The sequence below is a fragment of the Ignavibacteriales bacterium genome, from assembly GCA_026390815.1.
Taxonomy (GTDB): Bacteria; Bacteroidota; Ignavibacteria; order Ignavibacteriales; family SURF-24; genus JAPLFH01.
In genome coordinates this window covers 46,316-71,515 of sequence record JAPLFH010000055.1, presented here as the reverse complement: position 1 = coordinate 71,515, position 25,200 = coordinate 46,316, and the positions used below count along the sequence as shown (strand labels likewise).

Sequence of the window (25,200 nt, the reverse complement as noted above, 5' to 3'; positions counted from 1 at the left end):
AAGATAATTCATACTGTAGATGATTGAATTATATAGACCATCAAAATTAGAATTTATATTATGTTAGATCGAGGATTTTTGTTATAACAACCTGGCTTCTGCACAGCGATAATCAGTTCCATTATTAATCGGGTAATTACGTACTATTTAATTCATTTAATCAGTTGTAAAATTAAATTAGTTAAGTCCGATTTTCCGAAAGGCTTGGATAAATAATGAGAACATCCGCCGGAAATAAACCTTTCTCTATCACCTGAAGTTGCATATGCCGTAACCGCAACCACTGGAGTATTTTGGTAACAGGATATTTCTTTTATTCTTTTTGTAGTTTCCAATCCATCCATTTTTCCATCTAAGTTTATATCCATCAATATCAGGTCATACTTTTTTTCTTTAACCATATTCAATGCTGATTCACCGTTTGTAGTAAGCTGCAAATCGCAAAAGTTTTTTAAATATACTTGCACTACAGTTTGGCATGCAGAATCATCTTCAACATAAAGTATGTTTGGCAGCTCAGTTTTTATATTTAATTTGCCTATCGAATCATCAAATTGTATTGGAGCAGATTTTAATAATAATTTCCTCCTTTCTTCTTCAGTAATTGAAGGAAACATTAATGTAAATGTTGAGCCGACTCCAACTTTACTTTCCACAAATATTTTTCCATTCATAAGTTCAACAATTTTTTTTGTAATTGTTAAACCTAAACCAGTGCCTTCAAATTGCCTATTTAATCCTTCACTAACTTGGCGGAATGATTCAAAAATTAATTTTTTACTTTCTTCCGGGATCCCAATACCGGTATCAATTATATCAATTTGAGCAAAAGCATTGTTTTCAATTTCAACTTCAGAGGTTTTAATAGTAATAGCTCCGGTTCTGGTATATTTAATCGCATTATCTAATAAGTTTGTAACAACATTGTTGAACATTCTAACATCCAACTTTGCATACAATTCATCTTTTTGAAAATTAGTTAGAAGTTTGAGATTTTTATTTTCAGCAAGCGATTTAAATTTATTTAAGGATTCACGAATAACGCTAACCACATTTGCGTTTTCAAAATTCAGGATTAATTTGTCAGTCTCAATATCAGATAGATCGAGAATTTGATTTAGTGTTTCAGTAAGCCTTTTGCCACTTTCGTAAATTAATCTCGCCTTCTCCCGATCCAAAGGATTTTCAAGTTCTATTGAAAGCATTTCGGAAAAGCCCAGTATTCCGCTCATCGGTGTTCTAAGTTCGTGACTCATATTTGCAAGGAAGTTTGATTTTACCTTGTTCAATACTTCGGCTTTTTCTTTTGCCTCAATAAGTAAAGCTTCAGCTTTTTTTCTATCGGTAATATCTCTAAAAATACTTAATAGCATTACCGATTGATCCTTGATTTCGATAAACGAATTGGATAACTCGACCCAAATTTTGCTTCCTTCCCAAATTTTAAGATCTGCCTCAATTTTTTCTTTTACATTTCTTTCGGCAAAATTTTTCATATAACTATAAATATATTCTACTTCAGGTTCTGGGATATATACTATGTTAAAATCCTTGCCAACTAAATTTTCTTGCGGCATTTTAAACAGTTTGCAGAATGCTCCATTTACAGAAACAAGTTTTCCATTAGCATCGGTTAAACGCATTGCATCAAAAGAATTTTCCCACACAGAACGGAATTGCAATTCCGATTTTATAATACTTTCCTCAAACAATTTTCTTTCAGAAATATCGCGGGCTAAAATTAAAATGCTATTTGGTTCATTATTTTTAATGATAACACAGGAATTAACTTCTAAATGAATTCTTTCTCCATTTTTCCTAATTATTTCGCATTCATATAAAAAAGTTTCCATATTGCCAGAAAGCCTATCGTTCCGGTGGTTATTCATTAATAAATGATACTCTACAGGAATAAGCTCCATTATTTTTTTTTGTTTAAATTCATCTTCAGTAAAACCGCTTATTTCCACCCCTTTTTTATTCGAATAAAGTATTCTTCCCTCAAAGTCGTGTACAAGAATTATATCATTAGCAGTTTCTGCAAGCTGGCGATATTTTTCTTCACTTTCTTCAAGTGATTCACGTGTTAATCTGTTTTGTTCTTCATTTTCTAAATATTCAAGTGCATAAGAAATATCAGAACCTAGTTCCTCCAAAAGTTTAATTTCATTTTCATCAAAAAACTCTACTTCAGTTGAGTATAAACAATAACATCCAACAGTACAGTTAAATACTTTGATAGGAAAAGTCGCTGCAGATTTGTATCCTCTTTTCAATGATTCAAGCTGCCATGATCTTATATTTATGCTTTTTTCAATATTATTGCATACATAATATTTTCCTTCTTTAATTGCAGACACCATTGGATTAATTTCATTATCGCTTCCATAAAAAAATCCTTGGATCAAAGAAAGGTAACCATCCGAATAACCCGCACTTGAAACAATATTTATAGAGTGGGAATTTTCATCAATAATTCCAATCCAAACCATTTTAAATAAACCGTCTTCCACTGCAATCCGGCAAGCCTCATCAATAAGTTTTTGTTTATCTCTTATTCTTACAATAGCCTGGTTAATGTTGCTTAGCACCGAATAAACTCTGTTCAATCGAAGAATTTTTCTCTCAGCTTGTTTCCTTTCCGTAATATCCCGGATTATACTTTGAATATATTTTGTGTCCTCAATTTTAATAGCTCGTGTGCTAACTTCAACCGGAAATTTGGAATTGTCTTTTTTAATATGAGTGGTTTCGAAAACAATTCCCATCTTTTCATCAGCAAGTTGCATTTGTTGCTCAACCAACTGCAATTCTTCCTTCAGCCTAAAACTCTTAATATTTATTTTTAAAAATTCTTCTTTAGAATAGCCATAAACTTTAACAGCTTTATCATTCACATCAATAAACTTACCGTTAAAATCCATTAGCCAAATTATATCATTTGCGTACTTCGTCATGTAATCGAAATGTTTTATTAATGCCTGACGCTCAATCTCTATTTCATATTGTCTTCGGTAATATTTAAGCTGTTGGTTTTTCCAGATAAAAAAAGTACTAAGACCACTTAGCAGAATACAAAGACCAACAAAGATTGAAACAATAAACGCTTTTTCACGAATCGGAGAATATATTTCTTTCGTATCAACTTTAGCAATCATAAACCATGGTGTGCCTGGAATTTTGCTGATGTGGGATAGAACTGCAATGCCCCGGTAATCCAAACCTTCAAAAATGCCAGAATCACCAAGTATTGCTCTTGCAGCTGGCAATTCTATTTTACTTAAAGGAAACCTAAGATTTAGTGCTGTATTTCTTTTATGCCTAAGTTCATTTAAATATATAACCTCGCTACCTTCTTGCCGGATTAATAATGTTTCTGAAGTTTTACTTTTGGTAAGCCAGGATTGAATTAATGGGAAAAGTACTTTATATGGATCAATTTCAAAAATTAAACATCCCAAAATTTCTGTTCTGTTATTTTCATCTAATAAAAGAGGAACAACATTATCTAAGATTATTTTTCCATCTGATTTCTTGTGCAAATCTATTGTAATAATTTCATTCTTTGTTAAGGATGTTTGCACCGAAGTTCTTTCTAATTCAGAAAGAGAATAACCAGTATCATCAAAAATTGGATAGCTTTTTCCAGTAGTATCCACAAGAATAATTTTAATATACTCATGATTATTTTTCATTGGTAGCAGCCAAATTGCTATCTCTTTACTTATACTATGTGATGTAGGATTTTTTAGATATTTAGTGATTAGATGTTTGAAGGAGCTGTTATTAAAAATAAATTTGGCGTCACTTAACCTCTCCTGCCGCCAATGGACAATTTGATTTGCTTTTATTTGTGATATAGCGGCTAAGTCTTCGTACGTTTCATTTTTAATATCCCTTTCTAAATTTGCGAAGTAAAATTTTCCTGCAATAGAAATAATAACAGTAAGTAAGGAAAATATTAAAATCAGTTCCCATGGTATTGCACGTTTATCACCCATACGAATCATAAAACCTCAATAGAAAAACTATTTTTAACTTAGATTAAAAAGTGGTACAGTAAAAGTAAAGGTTGTACCAGAACCCAATTTGCTTTCTGCCCATATTTTTCCGCCGTGTTTTTCAACTAATTCCTTGCATAAACCTAATCCCAATCCAGTTCCTTTTTCCTTTGCGGTACCAAGCCTCGAATATTGAACGTCAATTCTAAATAAAAAGTTTAAATCTTTGCTGTCTATTCCAATTCCATTATCCGCGATGGAAATTTCTGCAAATCCAGGTCGTTCAACTGCATTAATATTAATTTCCCCTTTGATGTTTGTAAATTTGATTGCATTTGATATTAAATTTTGAAGAATCGATTGAATCATATTTTGATCAGCTTTAAGAATTACATCATTGCTTACATTATTGATTAATGAAATTTCTTTTTTTACTGCATTACCCATTAAAACATTTATTACATCATTCACCTTTTCAAACAAATTAACTTTTACAGGCTGGTACTCCAATTTTCCGGTTTGAATTCTTGACCATTCAAGCAGATTTTCGAGTAGCCGGTATTGGTTTTTTAATGCCTTATGGATTTCTTTATTGAAGTTAATAATCTCTCCTTTTTCCATGGACATACCATCATCAGCAATTAATTCTGTAATACCAAGCAAGGCATGGAATGGGCTTCTTAGATCGTGAGAGATGATTGAAAAGAATTTATCTTTTGACGCATTTAATTCCTTTAGTTCATCCGCATATCTAACAAGTTCTTCTTCTGACCTTTTCTTATCAATTGCAATTGCAATCTGTTCAGAAACATAAGTTAAGATTTGTATTTCTTCTTCACCATAAGCGTTTTCATCATGATAATCCTGAATTACTAAAACTCCAAATGTTTTTTCTCTTAGTTTAAGTGGAATCCCCATCCAGATTTTTGTTGGTTCACCAATTAATTCAACTTCACCTAAAGCGCGCAATTCAAGGTCAACTTTGTCATTAACAAGTATTTCCTTTCCAGTTCTTAAAACAAATTCAGTTAAACCTCGCCGTGGTTTTACTGGATCAGGAGTAGTGTCGTATTCATCTACAAAATAAGGAAAACTCACCAAATCATTTTGCGGATCATAAATTGCAATATAAAAATTATCAGCAATCATTAATTCCTTTATTGTATCATGGATGCTTTTATAAAGGGTGGGAAGATTTTCCGCTGCGTTTACTGATTCAGAAATTTTGTAGAGTGCATTCTGAACTTCCTCAAATCGCTTCTTTTCAGTTATATCCCTTGTAATAGCCAGTACTGTTTTAACAGTATTATCAACACCAAATTCCGGAATAAGTCTCGATTCAAACAGACATGGTTTTCCGCTTACAACAGATGTAAATTCATAGGTGTTTATATTGCCGGAACTAAATACTCTATCAATTTCGTGCTTAGACAAAAGAAAAGAATTATCATGCATACCGAGATCTAAAACTGATTTTCCTAACATCTCTTCTTTGGGTATACCTGTAAAAAATTCCATTTGTTTGTTAAGATAAATGTAGCGTAAATGACGATCGTACCTTGCAACAAAGTCCGGTAGATTGTCTGCAAGAGATCTAAATTCAAGTTGCCTTTGTTTTAATGATTCTTCGGCACGTTTCCGTTCAGAAATATCTCTTACAATTCCTTGCAACAAAATTTTATCGTTGATTTCAATCTTATTTAAATTTACTTCTACAAAAAATAAATCACCATTCAACTTACAATGGATCCATTCAAAATGCTGCATTTGATCATTCAAAGCAGCAGTCATTTTTTCTAAAGCTTGTTCCTGTGAAGAACCGCCATTAAGCTGAAATTCCGGCGAAAAATCTATTGGAGATTTCCCAATCAATTGTTCTCGGGAACATCCATACATTTCATATGCCTGGGCATTACAATCCAGATATTTAAATTCGGATATTAAAACAATTGCATCGGAGGAGTTATCGAACAAGGTTCTAAATTTTCTTTCAGAATTTAAGATTTGTTCTTCCGCTGTTTTTCTTTCAGTAATATCTTCAAATAAAGTTGAGCAGAAGCCCTCCCTATCACTATAAACAGTAAGAAAAATCCACTTTCGCATAATATTTGAATAATATTCAAAACTTGTACTCCCACCACTTTCAGCAAGTTTTTTATAAATTCCAAGTAAATCAATATTTGATATTGGCATAAATTTACTAATGGAAAGACTAATTATATTTTCACGTTTTAAGCCGGTTATATTTTCATAAATTTTATTTACTTCAACAAAGATAAGATCTACCGGTTGTTTGTTTTCGTCAAACAAAACTTTAAAGTAAGCAAATGCATTTATTATATTTTCAAAAAGAGATCTGTATTTAGTTTCACTTTCTCGCAAAGATTCTTCTACATTTCTGCGACTGCTAATATCTCTGGAAATTCCAACCAAACCAGTTACTAATCCTTTTTTATTAAGAATTGGTACTTTTGTTGCGGAAACATACCTGTAAGTTCCATCGCTTACCCTAATTTTTTCCACTTTATCTAACATCGGCTTGCGGTTTTTAATAAGCTCCTTCTCATCTTCAAAAGCTAAACTTGCCTGCTCTTTTGGAAAAAAATCAAAATCTGTTTTTAATATTGCATCATCTGGATTTGCTAATCCTAAAGTTTCTGCTTGAGCTTTATTTATTTTTATAAACCGGCTTTTATTATCCTTAAAATAAATTGTATCGGGAATGTTATCCATAAGACTTTGCAATAACTCTCTTTCATGATACAAAGATACTTCAGTTATTTTATGTTGTTCAATTTCCTTTTTTAGTTCTATAGTTCTTTTATTAACAACTCGTTTTAGCTGCAAAATCCATAGAACAGTAAAACACACAATAAAGAACGAGATTATTATTGTTATTAATATTATTTGCTGCCATTCCTTGCTCGATTCTTTTTCCGGAGCATAAACAAATCCATCGAGAGTATAATTACCTTTTATCATTCCGAGAGATTTAAATACTTCGGCTATTTTTTCAAAACGATCAATACTGAAATGTCCAATCTCTATCATTTCTGGCAATATCAGTTTACGTATCCGTGCGGCTTCTTCCCGCAATAATTCCCGAGTTATACCATGTTCTTTCGTTCCTTTCATACTTAAAATTATTTCAATCATTTCGTCAACATGGTTCATCGCATAAGTCCAGCCTTTTATGCTTGCACGTCGGAAGGCTTCAACTCTTTCTGGATTAGTTTTAATTTCTTGTTCAGTGGTAAATAGTAAATCGCCATAAAAGTCCACCCCATAATCTTCTGGAAAAAACACCTTTGGTTTATATCCCATTTTTTTTAATTGAACATACTCGCTTGTTATGTAAGCAGAAATTGCGTCTACTTTTCCACTTGTCAGATCATTTAAATTCCAGGATTGTGGTACAAAGTGAATAGAATCTAATGGTATTCCTTCTACTAAAAAAATTGATTTTATATTGGCAGTTCCTTGCTCTTCAGAAATCATCACTTTTTTCCCGATTAAATCGGAAGGCTCAGTTATATTCCCTTTATTATTAACTAAAAGTACATAAGGTGAGTGCTGAAAAATTACACTTAGAACTACTAATGGATTTCCTTTTAATCTTGAATAAAGTACATCAGCATCACCTACACCAAAATTGGCTTTACCTGTAAGAACATTGCTAATGGTTCTGTTATCCGGAGTGCCTTCTCGGATAATTACATCTAATCCTTCTTCTTTGTAAAATCCTTTTTCTTTAGCAGCATAATAGCCAGCAAACTGAAATTGGTTATACCACTTTAATTGAAGTACAACTGAATCAAACTTCCCCCTCCCATTGCTGTTAGAAACCATGGGATTTAAGAGGATTAAAATTATTGTTAAGAAATTAAATATTTTCATCAAAGTTCTATTTGAAAAGATTAAATAAACCTTACTCTATTATCGTATTTTTATTAGAAAAGTCAAGGTACAAAAACTAATAACTGTGGATTGATGTTTTTAGATAAGTTATTTTAAGACACAATTAAAAAAATTATAATTTTAAATCACTAAGAATTTGAGTGGCAATATAATCAATTATTTCTTCGTTATCGTAAAAATTATTTTGGATTCTTTCTCTTATCAATGATAAATCTTTATTACCACGCCAGCATCTTACAATTTTTCCATCATCCGAAATTCGAAATGCGAAAAATTCATTTTCATCAAAAATATTTCGCGAATAGTTACTTTTCATATAAGTAATAATTTGAATACACCTGAGTGTTAAGTTTTATTTTTCAATTTGCGATTTAATTTGTTCCGTTAGTGAAGCCCAAATAGTTTTACTTACCTTGTTATCATCTTATAAAGTATCCTAAATCCCTTAGAAGTTTGGAAGTGCTAATTAAAAGCAAATGATTAATCTGATTATCGAATAATCTTTACAAAGTTTAATGAAGAAGAAGAAAAATAATTCTTAACAAGCAGGGTTAAATTCGAAATGAAATTAGTTGCCTACTAAACATTTATTGTGTTTGTTATTATATTTTTTAACTCGCTTGCACCAGATGGAAATTTCTTTTCTGCAAGCTCCGCTTACCTCCGGTTTACTAAAGACCGCGTGTTCGCAACTAAAATCACAGTAAACTAAACCATTATTCCAAGAATATATTTTTCCTTTTCGGTTAAGTTGTTTCTTCATAACTTAAAATCTCTTTTATTCTCAATTGTTTAATCCAAACTCAAATACAGTATCTCCGCACTCTTTGTTATACTGTGTAAAAATAACTATATTTTGCAAAAATTTATTGACGAATATGAAAGTCTATAACTATTTACTAGAAACAATTTCCCAGAAGGGCGCTGCATTTCTAATCCTGATTGATCCTGATAAAGTTGATGAAGGAAGATTTCCGGCATTTCTAAACATCAATAATAATGCGGGAGTAGATGGCTATTTAATTGGCGGCAGCCTGATGATGAAAGGGGATATGTCCAGAACCATAAGTATTATTAAAAGTGAATGTAACAAACCAACAATTATATTTCCGGGGAGCGTAAGTCATGTTTTTCCAGAAGCCGATGCACTTTTATATTTATCGCTGGTTAGTGGTAGAAATGCTGATCAATTAATTGGTAAACATGTAATTTCTGCACCCATTATTAAAAGATTTGGAATTGAACCAATTTCAACTGGTTATATGCTTATTGAATCGGGTGGATATACTGCTGCTGAATATATGAGTGCCAGCAAACCAATCCCTCGTACTAAACCAGAAATTGCCAGTGCCACAGCACTTGCAGCCCAGTATATTGGTATGAAGCTTATTTATCTTGAAGCAGGCTCAGGCGCCCAATTATCTGTTCCAGTAGAAATGATAACAGCAGTATCTGAAATTTGTGATATACCAGTTATAGTTGGTGGTGGAATTAGAGATGCTGAAACAGCACAATCAAAAGTTGAAGCTGGTGCAAAAATTATTGTTATTGGTAACCATTTTGAAGATGAAAATAATTGGGATATGGTAACAGAATTTGCAAATGCAGTTCATTGTAAACAAAAAATGATTGTCCAATCATAAATTTTCTGTAATGATAAGTTGTAAAACTGTGATCAATAAAATTATTTCTCTTATACAATCTAACCTCCAACTAAAGAATTGAGATGTGAAATGAACAAAGAAAAATTTATTATCGATTCATTAAACGAAAGCTCAGAAACTAAATTGAAAATAAGTAAAGAATGTTTAGATGATATTCTTTCTTCAGTTGATTTAATTATTCAATCATTTAGGAATGGGAAAAAACTTTTACTATGTGGTAATGGAGGCAGTGCAGCCGATTGCCAGCATATTGCCGCCGAATTTATGATTAGATTAAGTCATCATCTTACACGACCTGCTTTACCAGCAATTGCATTAACCACGGACACTTCTAACTTAACCGCTGGCGGAAATGATATTGGATTTGAAAATGTATTTGCCCGCTCAGTAGAAGGTTTAGGAATTAATGGTGATGTTTTAATTGCAATATCAACAAGCGGTAACTCTCCAAACATTTTAAAAGCAGTTGAAGCAGCAAAACAAAAAGGAATTAAAGTAATCGGCTTTCTTGGCGGCAGCGGTGGCAGGCTCAAACCATTAGTGGATGTTGCAATAGTTATTCCATCGCAGAGCACCCAAAGAATTCAAGAAGGACACATTACTGTTGCGCATATCATCTGCGAACTTGTAGAAACTGAACTTTATGGATAAGATTCAGATTATCGAATGCTAAAAAATATTAGGATTACCAATTCATCTTAATTTTAAAAATTTTTTCTTCAATCTTTTTTATAAACTACAACTGATGTTCTCGCAATTCCGTACTGCAATTATTCCCAACTTTTTTTATATTGAATCAAAGAAAAAAGAGGACAACAATGACTGCGGATATAGATAGAATCAAAGAACTTTATCAATCACTAAAAGACAAAATTCAGAACACAAAAAAAATTCTGGATAGACCACTAACTTTAACTGAAAAAATTCTTTACTCACACGTATGGAGGCATACAAATAAAGAATTTGTTAAAGGAAAGAATTATGTTGAGTTAGCACCTGACCGGGTAGCAATGCAGGATGCAACCGCTCAGATGGCTCTACTTCAATTTATGCATGCAGGAAGAAAAACCACAGCGGTTCCATCAACTGTACATTGCGATCATCTTATTCAGGCACAGGTTGGTTCAACAGATGATTTACTTCGTGCAAAAGATGAGAATAAAGAAGTATATGATTTTCTTGAAGCCACCTCTCGGAAATACAGTATTGGTTTTTGGAAACCCGGAGCGGGAATAATTCACCAGGTTGTACTTGAAAACTATGCTTTCCCCGGTGGCATGATGATAGGTACTGATTCTCATACACCTAATGCCGGTGGGCTTGGAATGATAGCTATTGGCGTTGGCGGTGCTGATGCTGTTGATGTTATGGCTGGGATGCCATGGGAATTAAAATGGCCAAAAATTATTGGAGTTCACTTAACAGGCAAATTAAATGGCTGGACTTCTGCAAAAGATGTTATCCTTAAACTTGCCGGAATACTTACTGTTAAGGGAGGAACTGGTGCCATCATTGAATATTTTGGTGAGGGAACAAAATCAATATCCTGCACAGGCAAAGGAACTATCTGCAATATGGGGGCAGAAGTTGGAGCAACTACTTCTATATTTCCTTTTGATGAAAAGATGGCAAATTATTTAATGAAGACTGATAGAAAAGATGTTGCAGAATTTGCGGGAAGTTTAAAAGATTTTCTTTCGGCTGATCCAGAGGTAGAACAAAATCCCGTAAAATTTTTTGATAAAGTAATTGAAATTAATTTAAGCGAACTTGAACCTCATATCAATGGTCCATTCACACCTGATCTTGCAGTTCCAATTTCTAAAATGAAAGTAGCAGTAAAAGAAAATAATTACCCTGATGAAATTAAAGTTGCATTGATAGGAAGCTGCACAAATTCCAGTTACGAAGATATTGATCGATCGGCAAATATAGCACAACAAGCTCTTGCAAATGGATTAAAAGCAAAATCCCAATTTACTATTACACCTGGTTCTGAACAGGTTCGCGCAACAATCGAAAGAGATGGTCAACTAAGTACACTAACAAAATTCGGTGGATTAGTTTTAGCAAATGCCTGCGGACCGTGCATTGGGATGTGGAAAAGAATTGATTTAAAGAATGGGGAAAGGAATACAATTATAACTTCATTTAATAGAAATTTTGCCAAGCGAAATGATGGTAACCCACAAACACTTGCTTTTGTTGCAAGTCCGGAAATTGTAACTGCATTAGCAATTTCCGGTAGTTTATCCTTCAATCCCATTACTGATGAATTGACAAATTCAAAAGGAGAGAAGATAAAACTAACTCCACCAACGGGTGATGAATTACCTGGGAAAGGGTTTACAAAAGGCATTAATGGATTTATTCCGCCTTCAGGAGAAGGATACAAAACTGAGATTTTTGTTGATCCAAAAAGTGATCGCCTTCAATTACTTGCTCCGTTTGAATCATGGAACGGAAAAGATTTTATTGATTTACCGGTGCTGTTAAAAGCTAAAGGCAAATGCACAACTGATCATATTTCAATGGCAGGACCATGGCTTAGGTATCGGGGTCATCTTGATAATATTTCCAACAACATGTTTATTGGTGCTATAAATGTTTTTACAGATGATGCCGGTAAGACTAAGAATATTTTTACAGGTGAATACAAATCAATTCCCGAAGTAGCCCGTTCATACAAAAAGCACGGACACGGCTGGATAGTAATTGGTGATGAAAACTATGGAGAGGGTTCCAGCCGCGAGCATGCTGCAATGGAACCGCGATTTCTTGGTGGTAAAGCGATTATTGTAAAAAGTTTTGCTCGTATCCATGAAACAAATTTGAAGAAGCAGGGAATGCTTCCACTTACTTTCTCAAATCCTTCTGATTACGAAAAAATTAAAGAGGATGATTTATTAAGTATAATTGGTTTGGCGGAGTTCAAACCAGAAAAGCAATTGAAGTTAGTAATAAAACATACGGATGGATCGAAAGAAGAATGTTGGCTGAATCATTCCTTTAATGCTTCCCAGATTGATTGGTTCAAAGCTGGCAGCGCACTTAACTTAATTGCAAAAGCTATGAATTGATTTTAGAGAATTTAATTTCTTAAAATATTCTCTCTTTAAAATAAAAAAAGTCCCGATAGATCTCGGGACTTTTAATTTTACCGTTAACAGGAATTATTTCTTTGGACCTAATACTGCATCTTTTGCTGCTTTGGCAATTCTGAACTTCAAAACTTTCTTTGCAGGAATTGAAATTACAGCACCAGTGGCAGGATTTCTTCCCATTCTTTTCTTTCTTTGTGCCAGAACTAATTTTCCTAAACCAGGTATTACAAAAGATTTTTTAGCTTCCTTGTAAGTTAAGGCAACTAATTCTTCCAGAAACTGGGTAGATACTTTTTTTGTAGTTCCAGTTTTTTTAGCAAGATGATCAACAATTTGACCCTTGGTCATTGGTCTTACATCAGCCATATTTTTACTCCTTTATTAGTGGTTTTAAATTCACTGTATAAAATAATTAATTTTGCGATTAAAGCAAATCATTTTTTTATTTTGAGACTTATTTAATTCAATGTTTATCGGCTTATAATCAGGTAGACTTTCCTTCCAAACCGGTATCCTTAGCCGGTTCACCAATTTTTACTTAACTTATCCTTTGCCGCTTTTCATTTTATTATTATCTTTATCGTTGAATTTCAAAATACTCTTTTATGAACAAAATCTTATTCATCATTTTACTTTTTTTAAGCAATGTAGGTTATCTTGTTGCCCAGCGAGATACTCTTCAACTTTCTAAAGAGAAAAAGATTACTAACGATTCGTTATCAATAAAAAAAATAATTGTTATTCCTGATACTACCACAAAAAAAGACTCACTTACTATTTCCAATGATTCACTAAAAGCAAGAAAGCCCGCGGCTATAAATCCAATTCATCAAAAAGGCTTTCTTTTATCAAACGATTTTGGAACCATTCTGAACCGGAATCAGCTTTTAACCAATGATTACCGGTACACTGGTGATTTTATTAATCAGTTTCCACTGGGATTTATTCGGGACTTCGGTTCTCTCGGACAACCAAATGAAATATTAATTTATGGCTCCGGGTATAACAGTGTTAGTTACCTTCAGGATGGAATGTTGTTGAATAACAGATTTACAAACACGCTAGATTTGAACAATGTACAATCAGAATCAATTGATTCAATAGAAATCATTCCTTCGGTTAGAGGGTTTCTTTATGGTAATTTGATGAATCCGGTTTCGATCAATTTTATTTCGAGAAATGATTTTAGTATTGAAGGAAAGAAAGCACCTTACAGCCGGCTCAGGTATTATCAAGCTTCGTATGAAGAGGCTATGGTGGATGCAATTCTCCGTACTAACATATCAAGAAGGTTAATTGGTTTTTTTGAAGCTACAAACAACACAATTGGAAACCGATTTCAGAACAGCAGTTATGGCGCCTGGAAAGCTACAGCAAAACTGAATTACCTCATCTCAGAAAATTTTAATCTTATAGGAAATTATTTTTATTCAAAATCAGAAGTACAACTGTTCGGCGGTATTGATTTGGATTCTCTTCAACGGACAACCTCAGAGATTACCTCTGAATATCAGGATCCGGTAATAAGTCTAACTCGTTATCAGAAAAGTACAGATCATAATATTTATTTAAAACTATTGAACAATCTTTCTTCAAATTTTTCTGGAGAGCTGAGCGCTTATTATAGATTTAACCTTTTAGAGTACCGACAAAATGAAAAAGGAATCGTTAAAAATGAAGCGTTAATTTCCCGCAACCACATTACCAAAGTGCTTGGAAGTACATTTAGAGAAACTTATAATAATGAATTTCTTTCTGCAGATTTAATTGCTAACTACGAAAAGATATTTGTAAATACTGATTTAAGGTTTAATAAAATCCAAGATAACTCCGTTTCCCTGGCGGGAAAAGTAAGTTTTAGGAATGCCGATAGTAAAATTATTCCATCTGTATTTGGGAGGTTTCTTTATTATAACAATCAGTCCCTTTACGGTTTTGGTGGAGACGCTACAATCAATTATTCCAACTCAGCCTCTTTATATGGTGGAGCTTCCTATTTTCAAAAACCGATGAATTTGAACGAGCCTGTTTGTGACTGTGGCGAGCGTTATTCAAAAATTACAAATATTGAGGCAGGATTAAAGTTCAAACATGAAAACATGTTGGTTTCCACAAATCTTTTTTATAAAAGAATAGTAAAAGACATTCCTTCAATAAATATGGAAACATTTGGGATCGGTTTAAATCTTGGATTAAATATTTGGCAAATCTTTATCGAAAACAACGCTGCTGCTTATTATAATAAAATCGAAAATAACATTGCAAATAGTAATGCAAGAAATTACTTACTGCCGGAATTTACTTTTAGGGGAGGAATTTTCTATAAAGATATTCTTTTCGATTCAAACCTGAACCTAAAAGTAGGAATATCTGCAAATGTTGTTGGTACCCAGGACCTTTATTCGTATGATTTTGAAAGGAGTAACGTTTTAAATAGGTATCCATATTTAAATGGTTCTACTTCTCAAAATATTATTAGCAAACTTAAACCGTCACTTGTCTTCGACTTTGTTTTAGTCGGAACAATTCAAAACCGGGCAACAATTTACTTTACAGTTGAAAATTTGTTGGATAAAGTATATTACATCGTTCCTTTCTATACAAAGCAAGGCAGAGGAATGCGGCTTGGTGTTGCGTGGGAATTTTTAAATTGATAATGAAAGCAAATGCATGAGAAAAATTGTAACGGTTTTCGGAAGCTCTATTCCTTTAGAAGGTGAAGAACAATTTGAGATTGCATATAAGCTTGGGACAATTCTTGCCAAAAATAATTTTGATGTTTGTACCGGTGGAAACCATGGAACAATGGAAGCCGTATCCAAAGGTGCAGTGGAGTTTGGTGGTAAAGCAATTGGTATTACACTGGAAGGCGTGTTTAATCAGCACAATAAATATCTTACTGAACATATTGTATGTTCAACTTATTTCGAAAGAATCAATAAGCTTATAGAAACAGGTGATGCTTACATTGCTTTGCAAGGTGGTACCGGAACTCTTGTAGAGCTTTCTGCTGCGTGGGAATTAATGAATAAAAATCTTTTAGAAGTAAAACCATTCGCCTGCCACGGCAAAATCTGGAAACCAATCATTGACGCAATGGAAGATCAGCTTATCAATGAAAAAAGAAAAACAGGTTTGGTAAAATATTTTGAATCGATTGAAGATTGCACGGAATATGTTATTAAAAAATTAGAAGAAAGAAATTAGAATTTAGAAACTGTTATTCTGAAATAAATTTTTCTGCGGTGCTATAAACCATATCAACACTCAATTCTTTAATACATTTAAACTGCACATCCTTTCTGGTGCAAGTAAGCGGTTTGGGTGAATAATAAAAACAAGGTGCGCATTCCAGGTTAAGCGAAATAATTTTATGTTTTGTTTGCCAGGGACGAATATAGTTTGTGTTTGTTGGTCCAATAATGGCAATAACATTTAACCGGAGAGCTGCGGCAACGTGCATAAGACTCGAATCATTTGTAATAAAGAGGTTGCATCGTTTCATTATGGCTGCGGAGTGAGCAAGGTTCTTTGTTTCCACTTGAAATGCATTAGTGGAATTTATTCCACGTAGCACTTCATTTTTTAGTTCTATTTCTTCCGGTCCGCCAAATATTAAAATCTTTGCATCAAAATTTTTAATGAGTTTTTTCCCAAGTTCAGAAAACTTTTCCGGTTCCCATCTCCGTTTAATATGATTCTTCAATGTTGCGCAGCCAGGATGAAACCCAATAACAAATTGATCTGCTGAAATATTTTCCTTCTGGAAAAATTTCTCAGCATAAATTTCTTCTTCGTTAGAAAGCGGTAATTCCAGACTTGGTTTTAGATTAAATTCTTTTTGCGAAATCTTTTCTACTAATTTAATATTTTCTTCAACGTTATGAAGATTATCATTCTCTGCGATAGTAACATTATTAAGAAAACCCAGGTTACTAAAATCTTTCCGTAAGTAATTTACTGCGGCTCTTTTCTTAGCCCCAATTAGAAAACTAAAAATATTATATTCTTTTCTATTCGATGGATAAACATTAATTGATACATCATATTTATTTCTAAGCTTAAGCAAATACAAAAAGGATTTAACTGTACCTTGTTTAAGGAAGTTGTAAAATAATACTTCATTAATATATTCATTCCTGGAAAGTATGTCCTTAACACCGGTAAACATTGCTAAGGCATCTATTTTAGCATCAGGATAATTTATTTTTAGCAGCTTAAGGGCAGGTGTAAACATTAAAGCATCACCAATACCGGAGAGAGCTATGATTAAAATCTTCATGGTTTGCAAATGCAAGGACGCACTGTAATGCGTCTCTGCTAAAAAATTAATTATTTTTTAGAAATGCTGTCCTGTTTGGTTAACAGCATCTGGTTTTTCTGAAGTTCACTTTTAACTCCTGGATCATCAGGATATAATTTTTGAAGTTGGCTGAACAAATCAACCGCTTTCTTATATTCCTTCAGGTTATCATAAATTTCACTTAAAACTCTGTATGGATTGTAGTAACCGCTTACATCATTTGGATTGGTTTCCAATTGTTTAAGTGCTGTCTTTTCAATTTTACGCGCCAGTTTTAAATATCTATCATTGGCACCGGCAGCATAATAAATATTGCTCATTTCAAATTGAAGTCCATACGGCATGTTAACCACATCCGCCGGAATTTTCTTTTCCATTTCATCCAAAGCCTTAATACACATCTCCTTGTTCTTTTCATTATATAGGTAATAAACAGCAAGTCGGAGGAATGAGCTTCTATAATTTTGTGTTAATCTTTCGTGGTTTTCATCAAAGAAAATTCTTTTGTCGTTCAATCCACGGAATTTGAAACCAATCTTATAATTTTTACTGAAACCAGGATTTTCATCAAACAGTTGTCTGCGCATAACATTTTCATTTATAAATTCCTGGTTTGGTTTACGTTTAACAGGAATTAGTTTATAAGCTAATCCTTCCATTATTAAATAATCCGCCAACCCGATTTTTGAATCCTCAGCACATGTTACTGCAAAATAAATTGGTCTCTGCCATTTATTCGCTTCAATAATATCCTTAACCATCAAGTCCTGAACCCTAACTGCTTTTACTTCACCGTAAGCAATTGTATTATCCATCTTCCAAGTTAGATTACCAGTCCGCATTATTGTTGAATCCATCATACCATATCTTTCTACAAATGTTCTTGGGACTGGTTGTTCAATTGAAGAATCTTTTACAGTATAATTTTTCAAAACTTCTGGTGGAACAGGAACACTTATATTTTGAGGTTCCCATCTGATGGGTTCAAGTTTTTCTATCATTGCATCCGTATAATTGCTTGCAACTTTTAACGCATTGTAAGGTTCTGTATTTTTTAACTGCTTAATGTACCAGGGAGTATTTAACAAACTTAGGTTTGCAATTCGGACATCTCTTCTTACACCTTCTACATCCTGTAAATACCAAAGTGGGAATGTGTCATTATCTCCGTTAGTAAAAAGAACTGCATTTGGAGCGCAGCTTTGCAAAAGATTATACGAATAATCCCAAGGGACATAATTGTTGGATCTATCGTGTGTAAACCAATTTGTTTTAGCCATATTTACCGGCACCAAAATAAATGCTGCACCAAGAACAGCATAAGAAGCTGTTTTAGCAAGTGATTCTTTCTTAATGTGTTCCGATGCAAGTTCAACCAAACCTTTTACACCAAGGGCAATCCAGATTGAAAAAACAAAAAATGCCCCGACGTAAAAATAATCTCTTTCTCTTGGCTGCGGCTCCTGTTGGTTTTGATAGAATGCTGTAAGGTATCCCATAAAAATAAACATAACCATAAACACAGAAGCCATTTTCCAATCTTTTTTGAAATGAAAATAAATTCCAAATAATCCAATCAGGAAAGGAATACCAAATAATTGTTTCCAGGTCGCACCATCATCCTGTGTCCAGCCAATTCTGCCAATATAATTCCAGAACAAGTACCGGTTAAACATATGATCCATTTGGTACTTTAATAGGAAGTCCAGATCACTTTTATAATTTGTATAAACCATTTGCTGATGAGGTTCAGCAGTAAATCTTCTTTTCCACGTCGGAAAATCTCCATATTGTTCACGGTTTAGGTAAGACACTAATTCAGTAAAATTATCCGGTTCATTCTCATTCATTGGTGGCTGTTTATTAGCACGAACGATTACCATTGAATAAGTTGTAAAACCGAGTATAACAAAAAGAAGAGAAATGAAAGCCAGATTTAAAGTTGCTTTATTGTTTTTAACCGACCAGTAGATTGCAAAACCAAGTATAGCAAATATTGCAACTATTACAAGCATATCGATAGCAATTCTGTCTCCACCAATATATTTAACTCCCTCTGTAAACACTTTTACAACACCGGGATAAGTGATAGTAAGTGCAGCACCACCAACCAGTAACGGTATGTAAAAGGAATTCCTGTTAAATAATTTTTTACGGAACACTGCTAAAACCACACCGCTTATTCCAACCATAATCCATTTAAATCTTGTATCAAATGCTTGATACTCTTCCGGGCTTGGGGCAATTGTAGTTTTTTGTCCAGCCCATAAAACTATTGCAATTAAAAGAATAACTGCTGTATGCCCAAGAAATATATATCCTGTTTTTTTACAAGCTTCATCATCCTGTACATATTTTCTAAAAACAATTACCATAACTACCGGAACAATTGCAAGAACACTCATCAGATGAACTCCGGTTGAAAGCCCAACTAAGTACGCAATCATAATTAAATATTTTTCATTATCCTTTTCATCGGCTTTTTCATTCCATAACATCATCAGCCAAACAATAAAAGCAAACAAGCAGGTGCTTGCGGCATAAACTTCGGCTTCTACACCATTGAACCAGAAAGTATCACTAAATGACAAAGAGAGGGCTCCAATTGCAGCAGCAATATATGTGGAAATTCCATCTAAAAAATTCTTATGTCCTTTTCCTTTATAATTCTCAATTATTTTAACTGCAATCAAATAAAGGAATAGTGCAGAGAAAGCACTTGCAAAAACAGAAATCATATTAACTCTAAATGCAGTATTTGCACCAAAAGGAATCATAGAAAAAACTCTTCCCAGCAATAAAAATAGCGGTGCACCAGGAGGATGAGGAACTTGGAGTGAATAACCCGAAGCAATAAACTCACCGCAATCCCAAAAGGAAACTGTAGGTTGAACAGTCATTAGGAATTGAATAAATGTGATTAAAAAAACCAATGCGGCAGTAACTTTATGAGTAAGTTTATAATTCATCAAATCCTCTGGAAAATATTACAAGTTTATACGAAAATTGGCGGTTGGTTGTTCCAACAAAAATCATTTTGATTAGAAAAGAAAACATTCTAAGTATCTGGTCAACTATTTACCATCTTTGGTTGGTTTCTTGAAAATGTCATCAAAATTCTTTTTCTCTCTATTTACAAAGTATTTTACGTAAAGCTCTTTTAACCATTCAAGCGATTCTTTGTCAAAATCCTCTTCATCTTTATGTCTTTCTAAAAGAATTTTGTAATCTTCTAATTCTCTCCAATCAAATTTTCTTTCAAATCTTTTTAAACATTCGAAATATTTACTTTGATCTCTATATGACATAATTTTACCTCCCAGCAGATTTAGTATTTTATAAAAAAAATAGCTGGAAATTATGGCTTTAAAATAAGTAAACTATAAGACATAAAAAACGGCTTTTATTAAAATTTGAATTTATAAGTTAAAACCCTTAAAAATGATAAAAATCATAAAAACATGATCCGTGTATATCAAGATTTTGAACCGCAAATTTCTGTTATTATGGCTACCTTTAACCGGGCAAAATATTTTAAAAGAAGTATTAATTCCTTACTTGCGCAGAATTTTATTGAATGGGAATTGCTGCTTGTTGATGACGGGAGTAATGATAATACATTTCAAATTTTAAATGAATATCTAAATCTGAACGAAAATATCCGATACATCAAACATAAAAACAGAAAATTAGCATTAAGTAGAAATGCTGGAATTCAAGCCGCCGTGGGCAAATACATAACTTTTCTGGATAGCGATGATGAATATTCAGTTGATCATTTAAAAATAAGATTTGATTATATGGAAGAGCATCCTCTAATAGATATGATCCATGGTGGAGTACAGGTAATTGGTAATCCGTACGTAGTTGATAAATATAATCCTGATAAAACAATTCATTTAAACCAATGCACTATAGGCGGAACATTCTTTGCCAAAAGAAAAATATTTATAGAGCTTGATGGGTTTAAAAATATAACTTACAGTGAAGATTCCGACTTTTTAGAAAGAGCTGAAAAAATATTCAGTATTAATAAAGTTGAATTCCCCACCTACATATATCATCGCGATGTATTGGATAGTATTACAAACCAGCAACAAAAGATTAATGGTATCAAAGATTGATTGAAAAATGTATTCCTTCAATAAAAAAAAAATCAAATACTTTATCGTTTACAAACCTTACGGAATGTTAACACAATTTTCCGATAAGGGAGCAAGACCAACGCTTGGCGATCTTTATTCTTTTCCAAAAGATGTGTACCCTGTTGGCAGGCTTGATATGGACAGCGAAGGCTTATTGTTATTAACCAATGACACTACATTGGTGAATCAATTGCTAAACCCAAAAAATGCACATGAAAGAGAATATTCAGTTCAGGTGGAAGGAGTTCCTTCAACATATGATTTGAAGAAATTAGAGGAAGGTGTAGTTATTGAAGGAAAGAAAACTCTTCTGGCAAAAGCAAAGCTACTTGAATTTGCACCTGATGTACCGGAAAGAATTCCACCGATTCGTTATCGCAAAAATATTCCAACTTCGTGGTTAAGCATAACTTTAATTGAAGGTAGAAATCGCCAGGTAAGAAAGATGACCGCACATATTGGCTTTCCAACATTGCGTTTAATAAGAATTAGAATTGGAAAACTGAAACTTGAAAAAATGAAACCGGGAGAAGTTATCGAACTTAGATCAATGGATAAAATTCTTTAAATTAGCATGTGATTTTTTCAACTTTAATTTAGAAATTGGTTAGAAGAATAATGAAAACAAAACTTGATATTGCTAAAAACTGGCTGCCGCGTTACACCGGAACACAAATAGATGATTTCGGAGATTACATGCTTCTTACAAACTTCCATAACTACCTAACAAAGTTTGCAGATCAGTTTAGCTGCGATATTAATGGTGTTGGGCGACCAATGCAAACTGTTACAAACTCGGCTGGATTAACAATTATAAATTTTGGAATTGGTTCTGCAAATGCCGCCACGGTTATGGATTTATTAGTTGCACGCGAACCAAAAGGAGTTTTGTTTCTTGGTAAATGCGGAGGTTTAAAAACCAGTACGGAAATCGGTCACTTTATTCTTCCAATTGCGGCTATCCGTGGAGAAGGTACAAGTAACGACTATGTTCCTAAAGAAGTACCCGCACTTCCCTCCTTTAAACTTCACAAGTTTGTTTCAGATAAAATTATTTCTCATAATCTTGATTACAGAACCGGGGTTATATATACAACAAACCGCCGTGTATGGGAATGGGATGAAGATTTTAAAAATTACCTTCAAAAACTTTCGGTTATTGGAATTGACATGGAAACAGCAACTTTGTTTATTGTTGGACATGTAAACGAAATTGCACGCGGTGCCTTGCTGCTTGTTTCTGATATGCCGATGATTCCAGAAGGTGTAAAGACTGAAGAATCTGACCGGCATGTAACAGAAAAATATGTGGATCTTCATCTTCAAATTGGAATTGAAGCAATGACAGAAATTGGAGTTAAAGGAGAACAAATTAAACACTTCCGGTATTAATTCCCGTTGCTTTTTTATATGAGTAACATTGTTACTTCAAGAAATGAAAAGTAGCTCTGAAACAATTCATCATCAAACAAGGTTTAACACAAATAATTTTGGGCTCAATTAAATATCAAAATGAAATTACTGCAAACAAGATTTTCTTTATTAACTTTTTTTATTATTTACTTACAGACGATAGTTTTTCCGCAGGATCTTCCCCCGATTAAAATTAGTTATGCTTCTTATGCTGTTACTCAAAATGGAAAATTGCTTGGTTATTTTGGAGAGAAGAACAGAGTTGATATTAAAAGCACCGGATACATTTCCAAATGGATTATTTATAGTTTGATTGCAACCGAGGATAGAGATTTTTACAATCACGATGGAGTTTCTTACAAAGGATTGGGAAGAGCTGTTCTAAAAACTCTTACCGGTTCCACCCAGGGTGGAAGCACACTTACAATGCAGTTAGCACGGAATCTTTTCTTAAGTTTTGAAAAATCAATCTCCAGGAAACTGCGTGAAATTGAATTAGCAAAAGCATTAGAACGGAAATTTTCGAAAGATGAAATTCTATTACTGTATTTAAACACCGTTTACTTTGGACACAGTTCTTGGGGCATTTGGGCAGCAGCCCAGGAATATTTTGGAAAGACACCAGATAAACTTTCTATTACAGAAGCAGCAACAATAGTTGGTTTGCTTCAATCACCCGGCGCTTACGATCCGGCGAGGAATCCAGAAAAAACATTGGCACGTAGGAATGAAGTTTTATACAATCTTGTGGAAGTTGGAAAACTTTCCAATGGTGATTTTAATAAATATAAAAAGCAGCCACTATCAATAAAACTGCACGAAAATCTTGGCAGGCATTTTTTAGAACAAGTCCGACGTGAAGCAACAGCAATCCTAAACCAAAGAGGAATTTATCTGAACAGAGATCAAATTAAGATTACAACAACTCTAAATTACGATATGCAAAAAGCTGCTGAGGATGCAGTGAAAATTCAATGGAATAGTTTTCCAGGTTCTATGAAAGAAGCACAGGTTGGATTAGTTTCCGTTGAACCAGGAACAGGAATGATCCGGGTATTGGTTGGAGGAAATCCAGGTTCCGAAGCAAGAGGTTTGAATCGTGCAATTCAAATTCACCGCCAGCCCGGTTCATCATTCAAACCATTTCTTTACGGAAGTTTACTGGAAAAAGGATTTACACTTGCAACACCAACTTACGATACTCCCATTTCAGTTGTGGACACTATTACCAACCAGGTTTGGACACCACAAAATTCGTCCGAAGTTTTTACAAATGATACAATTCCAATGATAAGCGCTATTCAATATTCTGTTAATGCAGCAGCAGCGCATGCAATTGTTGAACTTACAAAACCAGATTCGGTGGTTGCGTTTGCAAAAAAAGTTGGGATCGAATCTTATATTCCACCATATCCATCAATCGCCTTAGGAACCGGAGAAGTTACACCGTTAGAGATGGCAGCATCCTTTGCCGTATTCGCTTCGGAAGGAAAGTACGCCAAACCTTTTTCAATATTAAAAATTGAAGATAAAAATGGAAGACTGCTTTACAGCGCTAATGTTGATACGGTAACTGTTCTGGATTCAGCCACTTGTTATTTACTAACAACAGCAATGCAGGCAGTGGTTGATAGCGGCACAGCGGCTTCAGTTAGAAGATATTACAAGGGAACTGCCGCAGGCAAGACCGGTACAACTCAAGATTACACGGATGCCTGGTTTGTAGGTTATAATTCTCAATTAAGCACTGCCATCTGGACAGGCTATGACAATGCAAAAAGGAAATTAAATGGTGGATTTCAGTATGGTGGCTCTGCGGCTGCACCAATCTGGGGAAGAATGATGTCTGATATTTCAAGAAAAGTCACAGGTTTTTATGGTACAGAATTTACAAGACCAACATCAATACAAGATATAGAACTTTGTATTGATTCCGGCGAGCCGGCAACAATAAATTGCCCGAATAAAAAATATTTCCCTGTTGATTTTTTAAAGTTAAAAGGTTCATGTCATATTCACTTACAAGGTAACTAAATAGAATTTTATAAGTTTATTTTGCATATTGATTAAGGAATTTATAAGGATTAATTATGGACCGAATACAAATTCTTGAACAGCTAAAGAAAGAGGCTTCGCTTTTAGATCAAAGTAAGCTTAGAGAAGTCTTTAATTTTATAAAATATTTAAAGCACAGAGAAAAATTAGACCCAACTTTAGAAATTTTATCAACTGAAGAAGATTATAAGAAAGTAAAAAGAGGATTACAAGAAAAGAAAGAAGGAAAGATGCTTGACTGGAATCTTGTAAAATGAAATACATTGTTAAAATATCTCCAACTGCATTAAAAGATTACAACCAAATCAATGATCCTTTCCATAGCACAATCAAAAACAAAATCGATAAACTTTCAATAAAAGGTTTAGAACTTAACAATATTAAAATGCTAAAAGGAGAATTTAAAGGTCTTTATCGTCTAAGAGTCGGTGATTATAGAATTATCTTTGATGTTGAAAATAATATAATAACTATTCTTGCAATCTTACATAGAAAAAGTGCATACAACTAAAAAACAGAAAATTTACTATAATAATTTTATAATAAATTGAATTTATAACCAGCTAAAATCAATTTCAATATATTATCCTATATCCA

Annotated in this window: 19 protein-coding genes; 11 read left to right on the top strand and 8 right to left on the bottom strand. The window is 33.5% G+C overall.

The genetic code is table 11. The annotated features are described in order from the left end of the window. Positions 1-152: 152 nt before the first annotated feature. The 4 genes from NTX22_16920 to NTX22_16905 all read right to left on the bottom strand — a co-directional run bounded on the left by NTX22_16920 (position 153) and on the right by NTX22_16905 (position 8,682). Positions 153-4,010, bottom strand: a complete 3,858-nt coding sequence (locus NTX22_16920) for a PAS domain S-box protein (GenBank protein ID MCX6152211.1) — start codon at positions 4,008-4,010, stop codon at positions 153-155. 24 nt (positions 4,011-4,034) lie between these two features. Then, positions 4,035-7,898: a PAS domain S-box protein gene (locus NTX22_16915; GenBank protein MCX6152210.1), complete on the bottom strand. Its 3,864-nt coding sequence runs from the start codon at positions 7,896-7,898 to the stop codon at positions 4,035-4,037. Between the two features lie 133 nt (positions 7,899-8,031). Then, positions 8,032-8,235: a hypothetical protein gene (locus tag NTX22_16910; GenBank protein ID MCX6152209.1), complete on the bottom strand. Its 204-nt coding sequence runs from the start codon at positions 8,233-8,235 to the stop codon at positions 8,032-8,034. A gap of 252 nt (positions 8,236-8,487) precedes the next feature. Beyond that, positions 8,488-8,682, bottom strand: a complete 195-nt coding sequence (locus NTX22_16905) for a hypothetical protein (GenBank protein MCX6152208.1) — start codon at positions 8,680-8,682, stop codon at positions 8,488-8,490. Positions 8,683-8,797: 115 nt separating this feature from the next. Here NTX22_16905 and NTX22_16900 point away from each other — a divergent pair, with 115 nt between their 5' ends. The 3 genes from NTX22_16900 to NTX22_16890 all read left to right on the top strand — a co-directional run bounded on the left by NTX22_16900 (position 8,798) and on the right by NTX22_16890 (position 12,663). Then, positions 8,798-9,562 carry a geranylgeranylglyceryl/heptaprenylglyceryl phosphate synthase gene (locus tag NTX22_16900; GenBank protein ID MCX6152207.1) on the top strand — a complete coding sequence of 255 codons (765 nt, stop codon included), beginning with the start codon at positions 8,798-8,800 and terminating at the stop codon, positions 9,560-9,562. A gap of 90 nt (positions 9,563-9,652) precedes the next feature. After that, positions 9,653-10,234 (top strand): D-sedoheptulose 7-phosphate isomerase, encoded by a 582-nt coding sequence (locus NTX22_16895; GenBank protein MCX6152206.1) that lies wholly within the window; start codon positions 9,653-9,655, stop codon positions 10,232-10,234. Between the two features lie 167 nt (positions 10,235-10,401). After that, positions 10,402-12,663: an aconitate hydratase gene (locus NTX22_16890; protein ID MCX6152205.1), complete on the top strand. Its 2,262-nt coding sequence runs from the start codon at positions 10,402-10,404 to the stop codon at positions 12,661-12,663. 93 nt (positions 12,664-12,756) lie between these two features. On the opposite strand, the gene NTX22_16885 is transcribed toward NTX22_16890, so the two are convergent. Continuing rightward, a complete protein-coding gene (locus tag NTX22_16885; GenBank protein ID MCX6152204.1) occupies positions 12,757-13,053 on the bottom strand; it encodes an HU family DNA-binding protein in 297 nt (98 codons plus the stop codon). Between the two features lie 239 nt (positions 13,054-13,292). Here NTX22_16885 and NTX22_16880 point away from each other — a divergent pair, with 239 nt between their 5' ends. Next, positions 13,293-15,341: a TonB-dependent receptor plug domain-containing protein gene (locus NTX22_16880; protein ID MCX6152203.1), complete on the top strand. Its 2,049-nt coding sequence runs from the start codon at positions 13,293-13,295 to the stop codon at positions 15,339-15,341. A gap of 16 nt (positions 15,342-15,357) precedes the next feature. Beyond that, entirely contained in the window at positions 15,358-15,894 is a 537-nt protein-coding gene (locus NTX22_16875; protein ID MCX6152202.1) for an LOG family protein, read from the top strand. 13 nt (positions 15,895-15,907) lie between these two features. Here the strand turns inward: NTX22_16875 and NTX22_16870 are convergent, their stop codons facing one another. From NTX22_16870 to NTX22_16860, 3 genes are all read right to left on the bottom strand, one after another. Then, entirely contained in the window at positions 15,908-16,969 is a 1,062-nt protein-coding gene (locus NTX22_16870) for a glycosyltransferase family 9 protein (protein ID MCX6152201.1), read from the bottom strand. A gap of 50 nt (positions 16,970-17,019) precedes the next feature. Next, positions 17,020-19,959: a DUF2723 domain-containing protein gene (locus NTX22_16865; GenBank protein ID MCX6152200.1), complete on the bottom strand. Its 2,940-nt coding sequence runs from the start codon at positions 19,957-19,959 to the stop codon at positions 17,020-17,022. Positions 19,960-20,064: 105 nt separating this feature from the next. Beyond that, the gene (locus tag NTX22_16860; protein MCX6152199.1) at positions 20,065-20,298 is read right to left on the bottom strand and encodes a hypothetical protein; all 234 of its coding nucleotides are present in this window, start codon (positions 20,296-20,298) and stop codon (positions 20,065-20,067) included. Positions 20,299-20,451: 153 nt separating this feature from the next. On the opposite strand from NTX22_16860, the gene NTX22_16855 reads away from it, so the two are divergent. The 6 genes from NTX22_16855 to NTX22_16830 all read left to right on the top strand — a co-directional run bounded on the left by NTX22_16855 (position 20,452) and on the right by NTX22_16830 (position 25,114). Next, entirely contained in the window at positions 20,452-21,114 is a 663-nt protein-coding gene (locus tag NTX22_16855; protein MCX6152198.1) for a glycosyltransferase family 2 protein, read from the top strand. 7 nt (positions 21,115-21,121) lie between these two features. After that, a complete protein-coding gene (locus NTX22_16850; GenBank protein MCX6152197.1) occupies positions 21,122-21,703 on the top strand; it encodes a pseudouridine synthase in 582 nt (193 codons plus the stop codon). A gap of 50 nt (positions 21,704-21,753) precedes the next feature. Continuing rightward, complete coding sequence (locus NTX22_16845; GenBank protein MCX6152196.1) at positions 21,754-22,527, top strand: AMP nucleosidase; 774 nt, start codon at positions 21,754-21,756, stop codon at positions 22,525-22,527. Positions 22,528-22,647: 120 nt separating this feature from the next. Further along, positions 22,648-24,582 carry a transglycosylase domain-containing protein gene (locus NTX22_16840; protein ID MCX6152195.1) on the top strand — a complete coding sequence of 645 codons (1,935 nt, stop codon included), beginning with the start codon at positions 22,648-22,650 and terminating at the stop codon, positions 24,580-24,582. Between the two features lie 56 nt (positions 24,583-24,638). Further along, the gene (locus NTX22_16835; GenBank protein MCX6152194.1) at positions 24,639-24,860 is read left to right on the top strand and encodes a hypothetical protein; all 222 of its coding nucleotides are present in this window, start codon (positions 24,639-24,641) and stop codon (positions 24,858-24,860) included. After that, entirely contained in the window at positions 24,857-25,114 is a 258-nt protein-coding gene (locus NTX22_16830) for a type II toxin-antitoxin system RelE/ParE family toxin (GenBank protein ID MCX6152193.1), read from the top strand. Before NTX22_16835 ends, NTX22_16830 begins: the two co-directional genes overlap by 4 nt. The last annotated feature ends 86 nt before the right edge of the window (positions 25,115-25,200 follow it).

Coding starts and splice junctions, on each gene's coding strand:
- NTX22_16920 (MCX6152211.1), bottom strand. CDS start 4,010: ATGATTCGTATGGGTGATAAACGTGCAATACCATGGGAACTGATTTTA.
- NTX22_16890 (MCX6152205.1), top strand. CDS start 10,402: ATGACTGCGGATATAGATAGAATCAAAGAACTTTATCAATCACTAAAA.
- NTX22_16860 (MCX6152199.1), bottom strand. CDS start 20,298: ATGTCATATAGAGATCAAAGTAAATATTTCGAATGTTTAAAAAGATTT.
- NTX22_16885 (MCX6152204.1), bottom strand. CDS start 13,053: ATGGCTGATGTAAGACCAATGACCAAGGGTCAAATTGTTGATCATCTT.
- NTX22_16905 (MCX6152208.1), bottom strand. CDS start 8,682: ATGAAGAAACAACTTAACCGAAAAGGAAAAATATATTCTTGGAATAAT.
- NTX22_16900 (MCX6152207.1), top strand. CDS start 8,798: ATGAAAGTCTATAACTATTTACTAGAAACAATTTCCCAGAAGGGCGCT.
- NTX22_16915 (MCX6152210.1), bottom strand. CDS start 7,898: ATGAAAATATTTAATTTCTTAACAATAATTTTAATCCTCTTAAATCCC.
- NTX22_16850 (MCX6152197.1), top strand. CDS start 21,122: ATGTATTCCTTCAATAAAAAAAAAATCAAATACTTTATCGTTTACAAA.
- NTX22_16835 (MCX6152194.1), top strand. CDS start 24,639: ATGGACCGAATACAAATTCTTGAACAGCTAAAGAAAGAGGCTTCGCTT.
- NTX22_16830 (MCX6152193.1), top strand. CDS start 24,857: ATGAAATACATTGTTAAAATATCTCCAACTGCATTAAAAGATTACAAC.
- NTX22_16875 (MCX6152202.1), top strand. CDS start 15,358: ATGAGAAAAATTGTAACGGTTTTCGGAAGCTCTATTCCTTTAGAAGGT.
- NTX22_16880 (MCX6152203.1), top strand. CDS start 13,293: ATGAACAAAATCTTATTCATCATTTTACTTTTTTTAAGCAATGTAGGT.
- NTX22_16865 (MCX6152200.1), bottom strand. CDS start 19,959: ATGAATTATAAACTTACTCATAAAGTTACTGCCGCATTGGTTTTTTTA.
- NTX22_16870 (MCX6152201.1), bottom strand. CDS start 16,969: ATGAAGATTTTAATCATAGCTCTCTCCGGTATTGGTGATGCTTTAATG.
- NTX22_16910 (MCX6152209.1), bottom strand. CDS start 8,235: ATGAAAAGTAACTATTCGCGAAATATTTTTGATGAAAATGAATTTTTC.
- NTX22_16845 (MCX6152196.1), top strand. CDS start 21,754: ATGAAAACAAAACTTGATATTGCTAAAAACTGGCTGCCGCGTTACACC.
- NTX22_16840 (MCX6152195.1), top strand. CDS start 22,648: ATGAAATTACTGCAAACAAGATTTTCTTTATTAACTTTTTTTATTATT.
- NTX22_16895 (MCX6152206.1), top strand. CDS start 9,653: ATGAACAAAGAAAAATTTATTATCGATTCATTAAACGAAAGCTCAGAA.
- NTX22_16855 (MCX6152198.1), top strand. CDS start 20,452: ATGATCCGTGTATATCAAGATTTTGAACCGCAAATTTCTGTTATTATG.